This window comes from Hamadaea sp. NPDC051192 (genome assembly GCF_040682475.1).
Taxonomy (GTDB): Bacteria; Actinomycetota; Actinomycetes; order Mycobacteriales; family Micromonosporaceae; genus Hamadaea; species Hamadaea flava.
In genome coordinates, this window is record NZ_JBFBAZ010000196.1 from 1 (window position 1) to 11,607 (window position 11,607).

The following is an 11,607-nucleotide window of genomic DNA, read 5'->3' on the forward strand; positions in this document are numbered from 1 at the left end:
CTTGATAGCCCTCGCCAAGCTCAACCTAGGCGGATACCAAATCAAGCTCCCCGACCGCTCGTGACCCACACAAGCAGCCGGAGAGCCGAATCTTGATCCAAGATCACAGGCATATCCCTGATCCGCCGCTCAACGCGTCGGCCGCTCAACGCGTCGGCCGCTCAACGCGTCCAGCGTGCGGGAAGCGGCGAGCGTCGGGGGTCGGGGGCGAGCGCGGTAGCGGTCAGGTGAGCCGGAGTACGGATTCGACCGCAGTCGTGAACTGCTGCCAGTCCTGTTTGTCGGCGGCGAGCGTACGCCGTCCCGCCGCGGTCAGTTCGTAGGTGCGCCGTTGCCGCCCGGAGTCGCCCGCCCACGCGCCCTGAACGAGGCCGGCCGTCTCTAGTCGACGCAGCGCCGGATAGAGCGAACCGGTCGGATAGCTCAGTACGCCGCCGCTTCGGAGGGCGAGTTCCTGGCTGATGGCGTAGCCGTGACGTGGGCCGTCTTCGAGGACGGCCAACAGCAACGTTTCCAGATGGCCACGGAAGAGGTCCTGACGCACGCAGACAGTCTACATGCGTAGGGTGTATGGTCATACCGTCTACATGTAGACCGCCTACATAAGGAGACGCCTCATGCACCTCTTGCGCATCGCGCTGACCGCCGTCCTGCTATCCACCACGACGGCTGCGACCGCGACATCCGCGACATCCGCGACATCCGCGACCGCGACATCCGCGACAGCCGCGACCGCTCCATCCGCGACAGCCGCGACCACGACGGCAGCGACGCCGACAATCGCGGCAGCCACGACCACGACAGCGACAGCAACGACGACGGCAGCGATGAAAGCGACGACGGCAGCGACCACAGCGACGACGACCTCGGCCGGAGTCACCCAGGCGACGGCGGAGACCGCACTGAAGGAGACCAGGCTGACGGAAACCGGGCTGACGGAGACCGCACTGAAGGAGACCGCGACGGCGGAGACCGGGCTGACGGAGACCGGGCTGAACTGGACGACATGCGGCCCGAAGACCGATCAGACCGCTCAGTGCGCGACGTTGCGCGTACCGCTGGACTGGTCGCGGCCGTCCGGCCGGAAGATCACCCTCGCCGTCGCGCGGCATCCGGCCGCCGATCAGGCGCACAAGATCGGCACGCTGTTCTTCCGGCCGGGCGCCGGAGTGCTGGCCGTCAACCAGGTCGCCACCCCGTCGCACGGTGGCCTCGGTCTGTTGCCGGGGCTGGCTGAACGATTCGACCTTGTCGGGATCGACTCCCGCGGCGGCGGGCTGGACTTGTCCTACGGGACCGCCGACGCGAACGTCCACAGTGCCTCGTTGGCCTGTGACCGCGCCTTCAACGACCCGGCGGTCAGCCGCTTCCCGGCCGACCTCGCCGGATACGCCCAGCTCCGCCGGCACAACCAGGCGGCGGCAGCGAGCTGTGACCAGGACCTGATTCGGCACCTCGACGCCGAGACACAGGCCCGGGATGCCGAGGCGTTCCGGGTGGCGCTGGGGGAACCGCAGCTGACCTGGTTCGCCTGGACCTACGCGAGCCTCATCGCGCAGACCTACGCCCAGCTCTTCCCGGGCCGGATTCGGGCGTTGGTGCTGGACAGCCCCCTCGACCACACCGTGCCGACCACGACCTACGTACGCACCCAGGTCCGTGAGACGGAGGCGGCGTTCAACCGATTCGTCGCGTGGTGTGGCAGCGATCCGAGCTGTGCCCTGTACGGGCAGGACATTCCCGCGATCTACGACGAGGTCATCGAACGGGCGAATCGGGAGCCGCTGCCGGTGGCCGGGCTCGATCACGCGATGACGGGTGAGGAGATCGGCTACATCGCGATGTACGTGCTGGAGAACGGCACGGTTCCGGCTGGATACGGCGGCTGGTCCGATCTGGCGGCGGCTCTCGGAGCGCTGCGGACCGGGGACACCACGGGATGGGCCGGCGCGTACGCGGGCACGCTCGCGCCCCCGTACTACCACCCGTATCGGGCCAGCGGCTGTGTCGACTTCCCGCGCGACATCACCGGGTACGCCGAATTCCAAGCACTGCGCCGGGAGATCCGCCGGCTCGCCCCGCACACCGGCGGCGTATCCGACTCATGGGACTACGTCAGCGGCTGCCAGGGTTGGCCGGTTCCGTCGGTCGCGCCGCGCCGGCCAGTCATCGTCCACGATGCACCGCCGACGTTGCTCGTGGTGACACGGCACAACCCGCTCGCGCCCTACGACCTCGCGATCCGGGTGGCCGGCCAGATCGAGGGCAGCTCGACGCTGACCTATGAAGGCGACGCGCACATCGCGTTCTTCAACTCGCAATGCGTACGCGACGCCGAGCTGGCGTTCCTCACCACTGCGACGCCGGGAGTCGCCGCCTGCGCCAACGGCGCCTAGCCGAGCGCGTTGATCATGGAGTTGACCCCCTCGACACGCCGACGAGACCACAGTTAACTCCATGATCAACGCGACGGTTAGGTGGGGCGCCAGGTGAGGGAGAGGGTGGTGGCGGCGCGGTCGGCGGTTATCTGCATCATGCTGCCGAGGATCGTCGCCCGGTCCGCCACCAGGGCCGTCCCGTCCGGCGCGTAGGTGATCCGGTCGCTGACCAGCACCGGCACGCCTTCGTCGTCGTCGAGGTGCCGGGCCACGTCCGCGTCCAGCGTCGCCGGCCGGATCGTCTCGGCGGCGCGGGCCACTGCGACCCCCTGGTCGGCCAGGGCCGCGTACAGGCTCACGCTGGTGAAATCCACCTCGCGCAAGCGGTCCGCCGGCGGCTCGCGTACCCAGGAGATCTGATGGATGGCGCGGCGGCCGGCGAACGCGCGGACCCGTTCCAGCCGCAGGCCGGTCGAAGTCTCGCGGATCCGCAGCCGCGCCGCGATGCGCGCGGGCACGCGGCGCTGCGCGCAGGAGATCACCGTCGTGCGGACCTCGTGGCCCTGGTCGCGCAGATCGTCGGCGAAGCTCCGCAAAGATCCCAACTGGTACGCCAAATGGGGCGGTGCGACAAAGGTGCCTTTGCCGGGCTGCTGGACGATGAGCCCTTCGGCGCTCAGTTCCCGCAGGGCCTGGCGCAGCGTCATCAAGGTGACCCCGTACGCCTGGCTCAGTTCCCGTTGAGCGGGCAGCGCCTCGCCGGGGGCGTAGCGGCCGTCGCGGATCTTGGCGGCGAGGTCGCCTGCGATCTCCCGATACCGCGCCACGCCGCCCCCTTCACCGTCCGTCGTCGGCAGCAGATCACGGGTACGCATGCCTCACCGGGCGGATTCGGCAGGCATAACCGTGATCTGCGGCTGTCGGAGGATCATCGCACGTCGAGTGCGGCGCGCAGTGTTCCGACGAAGGTGCCGAGGGTGGCGGGACTGGCGCCGTCGAGGATTCGTCGCATGACGGCTGCTCCGACGATCACTCCGTCGGCGACCTCGGCGGCTTCGGCCGCCTGTTCCGGGCTGGAGATGCCGAAGCCGATCAGGATGGGCAGATCGGTGACCTGCTTGAGCCGGGTGGCGAGGGTGGCGGCCGACGGGGCGAGGCGGTCGCGTTCGCCGGTGGTGCCCATGACCGAGACGGCGTAGACGAAGCCCTGGCTGCGTTCGCCGATCTCGGCCAGCCGGTCGTCCGGGGTGGCAGGGGAGGCGAGCAGACTGACCGCGATCCCGGGCGCCTGCAACTGATCAAGTTCGTCGAGGGGGAGGTCGGGCACGATCAGCCCGGTGACCCCGGCGGCCGTCAGCGCCGCGCCGAACCCCGGCCGGAGGGCGAGGTTGGCGTACGTGCTGGCCACGAGGGGGATGGTCACCGGGTCGGCGGCCACGTCGGCCAGGATCGAGCCGGGCGTCGCGCCCCGGGCGAGCGCGGCGTCCGAGGCCTCCTGGATGGTCGGACCGTCCACAGTGGGGTCGGAGAACGGTAGCCCGACCTCGATCAGATCGGCCCCGGCGTCCTCGAACGCCCGCAGGTACGCCGTCCAGCCCGCGACGACGCCGCCGGTGATGTAGGGCATGAGCAGCTTGGTCACAGGTCCGCCTCCGCGATCAGGGTGGTGATGTCCTTGTCGCCCCGGCCGGAGAGGGTGACCAGGACGGTCGAGCCGCTGGGGAGGTCGGGCGTACCCGCGGCGCGGGCGACCCAGGCGAGCGCGTGCGCCGACTCGATGGCGGGCAGGATGCCCTCGGCCCGGGCCATCCGGACGGCCGCCGCGACCGCCTCGGAGTCGGGCACGGTGACATAACGGGCGCGCCCGAGATCGCGCAGGTACGCGTGTTCCGGCCCGACGCCGGGGTAGTCCAGCCCGGCCGCGATCGAGTGCGCCTCCTGGATCTGCCCGTGCTCGTCCTGGAGGAACAGCGACTGGAACCCGTGCAGTACGCCGAGCGCCCCGTGCGAGGCGCCGGAGCCGCCTTCGGCCTCGACCCCGATCAGCCGGGCGGAGGTGTCGACGAATCCGGCGAACGTGCCGGCCGCGTTGCTGCCGCCGCCGACGCAGGCGACGACGTAGTCCGGAACGGCGCTGGCCAGCTCGGCCGCGCACTGGCGCCGAGCCTCGTCGCCGATGACGCGCTGGAACTCGCGGACCATCGTCGGATAGGGGTGCGGGCCGATGACCGAGCCGACGCAGTAGTACGCCTCGTCGGCGTCGGTGACCCAGTGGCGCATCGCCTCACTGGTCGCGTCCTTCAGCGTACGGCTGCCGGTGGTGACGGGGATGACCTCGGCGCCCAGCAGCCGCATCCGGAAGACGTTGTGCGCCTGGCGTTCGACGTCCCGTTCGCCCATGAACACCTTCACCGGCAGACCCAGCAACGCCCCGGCGGTGGCGGTCGCGACGCCGTGCATGCCGGCCCCGGTCTCGGCGATCAGCCGCGTACGCCCCATGCGCCGGGCCAGCAACGCCTGGCCGAGCACGTTGTTGATCTTGTGTGATCCGGTGTGCGTCAGGTCTTCCCGCTTGAGCAGCACGGTCACGCCGAGTTCGGCCGACAGCCGCAGGGCCGGCGTCAGCGGAGTGGGGCGGCCCGCGTACGCCGACAGCAGCGCGCTGAGGCTGCCGCGAAAGCCGGGATCGGCCCACGCCTCGGCGAACGCCTCCGCCACCGCCTGGCAGGCGGGGATGAGGGATTCCGGGACGTAGCGTCCGCCGTATTCGCCGAACCGGCCGAGCGCTCCGGTGCTCGACGGGACTGTTATAGAACTCATGGAACAGTTATAGAACAGTTGAGCGCAGCGTGGCAAGCCGGTAGGTTCTCGACGTGATCTATCGGCTGTACGCCCAGCGCCTGCGTTCCCGGCTGCGTCCGGAACAGCTGCCCCGGCACGTCGCGATCGTGATGGACGGCAACCGCCGCTGGGCGCGGCAGCAGGGGTTCGAGAACCCCAACATCGGTCACCGCTACGGCGCCGAGCACGTGGACGAGGTGCTGGACTGGTGCGCCGGGCTCGGCATTCCGGCCGTCACGGTCTACGTCTGCTCCGGCGACAACCTGCGCAAGCGCGACTCGGACGAGGTCGCCCACCTGATGCGCATGATCGAGGAGGTCGTCGCCGAACGGCTGCGCCACCCGGAGGGCCAGTGGCGGCTGCACGTCGCCGGCCGGCTGGACGACGTGCCCGAGTCGACCCGCGCCGCGCTGAAGCGAGCGGTCGACGAGACCCGGGACCGGGACGCGCCGTTCGACCTCACGATCGCGATCGGCTACGACGGCCGCGAGGAGATCGTCGACGCCGTGCGGTCGCTGATCGACGTGCAGGCGCGGCTCGGAGTGACCCCCGAGGAACTCGCCGAGCGGATCAGCGCGGAGGACATCGCCGCCCACCTCTACACGAGCGGCCTGCCCGATCCCGACCTCGTCATCCGGACCAGCGGCGAGATCCGGCTCTCCGGCTTCCTGATCTGGCAGGCGGCGTATTCCGAGCTGTACTTCTGCGACGTGTACTGGCCGGGGTTCCGCTACATCGACTTCCTGCGGGCGTTGCGGTCGTACGCCCGGCGCCAGCGCCGATTCGGCGCCTGACCCGTCACGCGTACGCGCGGCGAAGGCGGGCGAAGGCGCGCTCGTCGCTCGGAGCGTCCACGAAGGACTTGATCCGCTCGGCGCAGTCGCGGGGGCTCAGCTCGCTGGTGTCGACCTCGACGTCGTACACGGCGTTGCGATGCACCAGCGGATAGTGCGACTCCGCCTTGCCGATCGCGCGGTCGCCGCGGGCCGCCTCGCGTCGCTGCAACTCCGGCAGTGGGCAGTAGACCTTGACGAACACGACGTCGGCAGGGAACAGCTCCACACACTCCCGTAGCCACGACGGCCTCCGGAGCACGTGGTCCAGCACCACGTCGTTGCCGCCCTCGGCCATTCCGGCCGCCGCCCGGTGGTAGCCCGCGGCCAGCCGCTGAAGCGTCTCCTCCAGCTCGTCCGGGCTCATCGGGCGCTGGTGGCGCATCGAGTTCAGGGCGTCGACCGGCATGAAGTAGTACGGCCGGTCGAGCAGCGGCAGCAGTTCCCGCGCGATGCTCGTCTTGCCCGCGCTCGACGTGCCGTTGAGCAGGATGATCTGACCGGTCCGCGGGCGTTCCATGATCACGACCTTACAACTGCTACTTTTCATGAAGTCCGTCAAGGAAGGGGAACCGATGGCCGAGCAGCCCGTCGACCGCCGTGTACGCGTCCTCGGCCGGCCGGTCGACGAGTTTCCGGAGGTCCCGCCGGAGGCGGCGCGGGGCGAGGTGCTCCGGGTCACCGTCGTCGGCGAGGAGATCCTGCACCGGCCCTGCCAGGAAGTGACCGAGTTCGGCACCCCGGAGCTGGCGAAGCTCGTCGACGACATGTTCGCCACGCAGCTCGTCGCCCAGGGCGTCGGCCTGGCGGCGAACCAGGTCGACGTCGACCTGCGGCTGTTCGTCTACGACTGCCCCGACGACGACGGCGTACGCCACGTCGGGCACATCTGCAATCCTGTGCTGGACGAGCTGCCCCCGGCCGAGCGCCGGTTGGTCGAGCACGACGAGGGCTGCCTGTCCGTCCCCGGCCCGTACGCCCCGGTGTCGCGGCCGAACCGGGCGATCGTGCGTGGCCAGGACAAGGACGGCAATCCGCTGGTCATCGAGGGCTTCGGCTACTTCGCGCGGTGCCTTCAGCACGAGACCGACCACCTCAACGGCAAGCTCTACATCGACCGCCTCGGCAGCCGTCAGCGCAAGGGCGTCCTCAAGGAGATGGAGACTCGCAAGGACGAGGTCTTCGCACGCCGCGCCGAGAAAGCCGCCGCCCTCGGCAAGTAGCCGTGTAGAGAATCGCGCCGCGGCTCCGACCCGCTCGTGAAAGCCCCTCGAAAGGAGGGGACACGAGAGGGGAAACACGATGAACGAGCACCGCGCCGGCTGGCGGGAATGGGCCGGTCTCGGCGTACTCGCGCTGCCGACGCTGCTGGTCTCGATCGACGTCTTCGTCATGTTGCTGGCCCTGCCGCACATCTCGGAGGCGCTCGGCGCCACGAGCACCCAGCAGCTCTGGATCATGGACATCTACGGGTTCATGCTCTCCGGCTTCATGATCACGATGGGTACGCTCGGCGACCGCATCGGACGGCGCAAACTGCTCCTGATCGGCTCGGCCGCGTTCGGCCTCGCCTCGGTGCTGGCCGCGTTCTCCACCAGCCCGCTGACCCTGATCGCCTCCCGCGCCCTGCTCGGCGTGGCCGGCTCGACCCTCGCGCCCTGCGCCCTCGCCCTGATCACGGCGATGTTCCGCGATCCGAAGCAGCGCGGTCTGGCGATCGGGCTGTGGCTGGTCTGCTTCATGGGCGGGGCGGCCGTCGGGCCGGTCGTCGGCGGCGTACTCCTGGAGAACTTCTGGTGGGGCTCGGTCTTCCTGCTGGGCGTGCCGGCGATGATCCTGCTGATGATCCTCGGGCCGCTGATCCTGCCCGAGCACCGCGACGAAAGCGCGGGCCGGCTGGACTTCCGCAGCGTGGCCCTCTCCCTCGCCGCGATCCTGCCGATCGTCTACGGCCTGAAGGAACTCGCGCGGGTGGGTCCCGAGCCGATCCCGTTTCTCGCGCTGGCCGGTGGGTTCGCCTTCGGCATCGCATTCGTACGCCGGCAGCGGCGCCTCGCCGACCCGCTGCTGGATCTGCGGCTGTTCGGCAATCGTGCGTTCAGCACGGCGCTGGGCTGCATGTTCGCCGGGACGATGCTGATGGGCGCGCTGATGATGTTCATCTCGCAGCACCTGCAGCTCGTCGGCGGGCTCTCCCCGTTGCGGGCCGGGCTGTGGATGCTGCCGGGCGTGGCCGCCTCGGGGATCGCGTTCTTCGTCTCGCCGCTGCTGGCCCGGCGCATCCGGCCGGCGTACCTGATCGGCGGGGGCATCGGGCTCTCATGCATCGGGCTGCTCGTTCTGACGCAGGTGCCCGCACATGCCGCACCTGCCCTGGTGGCGACCGGGTTCGCGTTGACCAACCTGGGCGCCGGGCCGTTCGTCACGCTCGGCACCGACCTGGTCGTCGGCAACGCCCCGCCGGCGAAGGCGGGCTCGGCGGCGGCGCTCAACGAGACCAGCGGCGAGTTCGGCTTCGCGCTCGGCATCGCCCTGCTCGGCAGCCTCGCCACCGCCGTCTACCGCTCGTCCACGCCGCCGGCCGCCGGGGAGACCCTGGCCGATGCCGTGCTGGGCGGTGACGGTTCGGTGATCGCGGTGGCGCGGTCGGCGTTCGTGACCGGGATGCATCTGGCGGCCCTGGTGAGCGCCGTGATCCTGGCCGGGGTGGCGGTCGCCGTCGTCTTCCTGCTCCGCCCGACGACTTCCCACTAGTTTGTCGCAGATCACGGGTACGCAGCCTTCCGAGGGCATCGCAAGCCTGCGTACCCGTGATCTGCCGGAGTAGGGTGCGGTCGTGATCAGACTCGGTGCGGTCTTCCTTCCCCAGTGGGCGCCGGAGCGGCTCCGCCCGGTCGCCGAGGCGGCCGATCAGGCCGGCCTGGACGAGCTGTGGCTGTGGGAGGACTGCTTCTGGGAGAGCGGCATCGCGACGGCGTCCGCCGCACTGGCCTGGACCTCCCGGCTGAAGGTCGGCGTCGGGCTGCTGCCGGTGCCGCTGCGCAACGTCGCGATCACCGCGATGGAGGTCGCCACGCTGCACCGGCTGTTCCCGGGGCGCGTACAGGTCGGGATCGGGCACGGGGTGCAGGACTGGATGGCGCAGGTCGGCGCGAAGGTCGACTCGCCCGTGACCCTCTTGCGGGAGTACCTCGACGCGCTGAAAGCGTTGCTGCGCGGCGAGACCGTGACGACCCACGGGCGCTACGTCCACCTGGACGCGGTCGCCCTCGTGTGGCCCCCGGCGGAGGCCCCGATCTTCGTCGGCGCGGTCGGACCCCGGACGCTGCGACTGTCCGGATCGGACGCCGACGGCACCATCCTCACCGGCGGGACGACGCCCACGCGTACGCGGGAGGCCCGGCAGCTGATCGGCGCCGACGACAAGCCGGCCGTGGTCTACCTGCACGCGGCGACCGGACCGGATGCCGGCGTACGCCTGGAGGCCGAACGCGTCCGCTGGGGCTACGAGTCCCTGGACGACGTGGCGGTCTTCGGGGACGCCGCCACCGTCGCGGCGGGCGTACGCCGCTGGGCCGACGCCGGGGCGACCACCGTCGTGTTGCAGCCGACGCCGGACGACCCCGATCCCGAGGGGTTCATGCGGTTCGTCGCCCAGGACGTCAAGCCTCTGCTGTAGGCGTTTTCGCGGTCCAGAGCAGCGCTTTCTCCACCGCCGCCCACATCCGGCGCTGCATCTTGGCGGGGTCGTCGAGCGCGCCCGGCTCGTCGAGGAGCATCTGCAACGCAGCCGACACCGCGCCGATGAACGCGCCGACCGTCGCGGCGGCCTCCACCGGGTTCAGCTCGTCGGCGTACGCCTGGTGCAGGTGGCCGGCGATCTCCATGAGCGAGTCGAGCTGCACCTGCAACGCCCGGCCCCGGACGGCCGGCGTGGAGTGCATCAACTGCAGCCGTAGCTGCGCCATCGTGCCGACCATCTCGGTGTTGCCGGTGTTGACCTCGTGCAGCGTCCGGACCAGCACCTCGACCGGGCGTTCGCCCGGCTGCCGGTTGTCGATGGCGGCGATCGCCGCGGCCACGCGCAGGTCGGCCTCCGGGAACAGCAGCTCCTCCTTGCTGGCGAAGTAGCTGAAGAACGTCCGGGTGCCGATGTCGGCCGCCGCCGAGATGTCGGCGATCGTCGTGCCGTCGTATCCGCGCTCGCTGAACAGCTCGGTGGCGGCGTCGATGATCGCCTGCCGCGTCCGCGCGCGTTTGCGTTCCCGCAGCGTCTCCATGCCGACAGCGTACTGCATCCAGCGCCGATCTGCACTGGTTGCAATTCTGCACTGAGTGCAGTTATGGTCGTGGCATGACGAACCGAACCGTTCTGATCTCGGGCGCCGGCGTGGCCGGCCCCACCCTGGCGTACTGGCTGGCCCGGCACGGCTTCCAGCCGACGGTCGTGGAGCGGGCAGGCGAACTGCGCTCCAGCGGCAACCCGATCGACGTCCGCGGGCCGGCCATGACGGTGGCGAAGCGGATGGGCGTCGTCCCGGCGCTCCAGGCGGCGTCGACCGCCGTCACCGAGCTGAGCTTCGTCAACGCGACCGGCCGCCAGGTCGGGCGGATGCCGATGCCGCCGAAGTCGGAGTCGATCGAACTGCCCCGCATGGATCTCGCGACGGTCCTCCTGAATGCCGCCCGTGACGAGGCCGAGTTCGTCTTCGGCGACTCGATCAAGACCCTCCAGCCGGACGCCGGCGGCGTCGAGGTCACCTTCGACAAGGGCGCGCCGCGCCGGTTCGACCTGGTCGTCGGGGCCGACGGCGTGCACTCGTGGACCCGTCGGCTCGTCTTCGGCGACGAGAGCCGGTTCGTCGAGCAGCTGGGCATGTGGGTGGCCACGCTGGCGATCGACGGCATCGGCCTCGATCCCCGGCAGGTGGTGATGTACAACGAACCCAACCGGTCCCTCTCGCTGCACCCGGGCAGCGGCAAGCCGATCGCCGCCTTCATCTGGCGTGCGCCCGCCGACCCCGGCTACGACTACCGGGACGCCGCCGATCACAAGCGACGGGTCGTCGAGGCGTACGCCGGAGCCGGGTGGCGGGTGCCGGAGCTGCTACGGCACGTACGCGAGACCGGCGACCTCTACTTCGACGCCGTCAGCCGGGTCCGGCTCGACCGCTGGTCGGCCGGTCGAGTGGTGTTGCTCGGTGACGCGGCTTCCTCGGTGTCCCTGTTCGGCGACGGTTCGACGCTGGCGATGGCGGGCGCGGCGACGCTGGCCGACGCGTTGGCGGCGAACCCGGCCGACCATGAGACGGCGTTCCAGGCGTACGAGGCGGAGCACCGCAAGCTGGTCGGGCCGAAGCAGAACGGGGTCGGCATGGCGTCCACCCTGCTCGTTCCCTCGACCCGGCTGGCCATCACCCTCCGCAACACCGCGTCCAAAGTCCTGGCCGCGGTTCGCCGTTGATCATGGTGTTTCCAGCCTCGCCACGCCGTCGAGACCACGGTTAACTCCATGATCAACGAGGACGTGAGTGGGGGTGGGGTGGGTGGGTGGT

At 70.3% G+C, this 11,607-nt stretch carries 13 protein-coding genes; 6 read left to right on the plus strand and 7 right to left on the minus strand.

The annotated features are described in order from the left end of the window. Window positions 1–223: 223 nt before the first annotated feature. Together AB0M47_RS39565 and AB0M47_RS39570 are read right to left on the minus strand one after the other, a co-directional pair. Entirely contained in the window at window positions 224–544 is a 321-nt protein-coding gene (locus AB0M47_RS39565) for a helix-turn-helix transcriptional regulator (protein WP_253761286.1), read from the minus strand. A 54-nt stretch (window positions 545–598) separates the two neighbouring features. Beyond that, window positions 599–853 (minus strand): hypothetical protein, encoded by a 255-nt coding sequence (locus tag AB0M47_RS39570; protein WP_363423391.1) that lies wholly within the window; start codon window positions 851–853, stop codon window positions 599–601. Between AB0M47_RS39570 and AB0M47_RS39575 the strand changes: the two genes are divergently transcribed. Beyond that, complete coding sequence (locus tag AB0M47_RS39575; RefSeq protein ID WP_363423394.1) at window positions 828–2,396, plus strand: alpha/beta fold hydrolase; 1,569 nt, start codon at window positions 828–830, stop codon at window positions 2,394–2,396. The genes AB0M47_RS39570 and AB0M47_RS39575 overlap by 26 nt on opposite strands. A gap of 77 nt (window positions 2,397–2,473) precedes the next feature. On the opposite strand, the gene AB0M47_RS39580 is transcribed toward AB0M47_RS39575, so the two are convergent. The 3 genes from AB0M47_RS39580 to trpB are packed head-to-tail and all read right to left on the minus strand — an operon-like array spanning window position 2,474 to window position 5,198. Next, the gene (locus tag AB0M47_RS39580; protein ID WP_363423396.1) at window positions 2,474–3,253 is read right to left on the minus strand and encodes a GntR family transcriptional regulator; all 780 of its coding nucleotides are present in this window, start codon (window positions 3,251–3,253) and stop codon (window positions 2,474–2,476) included. A gap of 53 nt (window positions 3,254–3,306) precedes the next feature. Next, window positions 3,307–4,020: a tryptophan synthase subunit alpha gene (trpA, locus tag AB0M47_RS39585; protein WP_363423398.1), complete on the minus strand. Its 714-nt coding sequence runs from the start codon at window positions 4,018–4,020 to the stop codon at window positions 3,307–3,309. Beyond that, entirely contained in the window at window positions 4,017–5,198 is a 1,182-nt protein-coding gene (gene trpB / locus AB0M47_RS39590) for a tryptophan synthase subunit beta (protein WP_363423400.1), read from the minus strand. The genes trpA and trpB overlap by 4 nt, the downstream gene beginning before the upstream one ends. A 53-nt stretch (window positions 5,199–5,251) precedes the next feature. On the opposite strand from trpB, the gene uppS reads away from it, so the two are divergent. After that, complete coding sequence (gene uppS / locus AB0M47_RS39595) at window positions 5,252–6,013, plus strand: polyprenyl diphosphate synthase (protein WP_363423402.1); 762 nt, start codon at window positions 5,252–5,254, stop codon at window positions 6,011–6,013. 4 nt (window positions 6,014–6,017) lie between these two features. Here the strand turns inward: uppS and AB0M47_RS39600 are convergent, their stop codons facing one another. Continuing rightward, entirely contained in the window at window positions 6,018–6,572 is a 555-nt protein-coding gene (locus AB0M47_RS39600; protein WP_363423404.1) for an AAA family ATPase, read from the minus strand. Window positions 6,573–6,627: 55 nt separating this feature from the next. Between AB0M47_RS39600 and def the strand changes: the two genes are divergently transcribed. The 3 genes from def to AB0M47_RS39615 all read left to right on the plus strand — a co-directional run bounded on the left by def (window position 6,628) and on the right by AB0M47_RS39615 (window position 9,731). Continuing rightward, the gene (def, locus tag AB0M47_RS39605) at window positions 6,628–7,275 is read left to right on the plus strand and encodes a peptide deformylase (protein WP_363423406.1); all 648 of its coding nucleotides are present in this window, start codon (window positions 6,628–6,630) and stop codon (window positions 7,273–7,275) included. A gap of 79 nt (window positions 7,276–7,354) precedes the next feature. Beyond that, entirely contained in the window at window positions 7,355–8,806 is a 1,452-nt protein-coding gene (locus AB0M47_RS39610) for an MFS transporter (protein ID WP_363423408.1), read from the plus strand. Between the two features lie 82 nt (window positions 8,807–8,888). After that, window positions 8,889–9,731: an LLM class flavin-dependent oxidoreductase gene (locus tag AB0M47_RS39615; RefSeq protein ID WP_363423410.1), complete on the plus strand. Its 843-nt coding sequence runs from the start codon at window positions 8,889–8,891 to the stop codon at window positions 9,729–9,731. On the opposite strand, the gene AB0M47_RS39620 is transcribed toward AB0M47_RS39615, so the two are convergent. Continuing rightward, window positions 9,715–10,332, minus strand: a complete 618-nt coding sequence (locus AB0M47_RS39620) for a helix-turn-helix domain-containing protein (protein WP_363423412.1) — start codon at window positions 10,330–10,332, stop codon at window positions 9,715–9,717. The genes AB0M47_RS39615 and AB0M47_RS39620 overlap by 17 nt on opposite strands. 74 nt (window positions 10,333–10,406) lie before the next feature. Here AB0M47_RS39620 and AB0M47_RS39625 point away from each other — a divergent pair, with 74 nt between their 5' ends. Then, window positions 10,407–11,516, plus strand: a complete 1,110-nt coding sequence (locus AB0M47_RS39625; protein ID WP_363423414.1) for an FAD-dependent monooxygenase — start codon at window positions 10,407–10,409, stop codon at window positions 11,514–11,516. Window positions 11,517–11,607 lie beyond the last annotated feature (91 nt).

Coding starts and splice junctions, on each gene's coding strand:
- AB0M47_RS39575 (WP_363423394.1), top strand. CDS start 828: ATGAAAGCGACGACGGCAGCGACCACAGCGACGACGACCTCGGCCGGA.
- AB0M47_RS39580 (WP_363423396.1), bottom strand. CDS start 3,253: ATGCGTACCCGTGATCTGCTGCCGACGACGGACGGTGAAGGGGGCGGC.
- trpB (WP_363423400.1), bottom strand. CDS start 5,198: ATGAGTTCTATAACAGTCCCGTCGAGCACCGGAGCGCTCGGCCGGTTC.
- AB0M47_RS39600 (WP_363423404.1), bottom strand. CDS start 6,572: ATGGAACGCCCGCGGACCGGTCAGATCATCCTGCTCAACGGCACGTCG.
- def (WP_363423406.1), top strand. CDS start 6,628: ATGGCCGAGCAGCCCGTCGACCGCCGTGTACGCGTCCTCGGCCGGCCG.
- AB0M47_RS39610 (WP_363423408.1), top strand. CDS start 7,355: ATGAACGAGCACCGCGCCGGCTGGCGGGAATGGGCCGGTCTCGGCGTA.
- AB0M47_RS39620 (WP_363423412.1), bottom strand. CDS start 10,332: ATGGAGACGCTGCGGGAACGCAAACGCGCGCGGACGCGGCAGGCGATC.
- AB0M47_RS39625 (WP_363423414.1), top strand. CDS start 10,407: ATGACGAACCGAACCGTTCTGATCTCGGGCGCCGGCGTGGCCGGCCCC.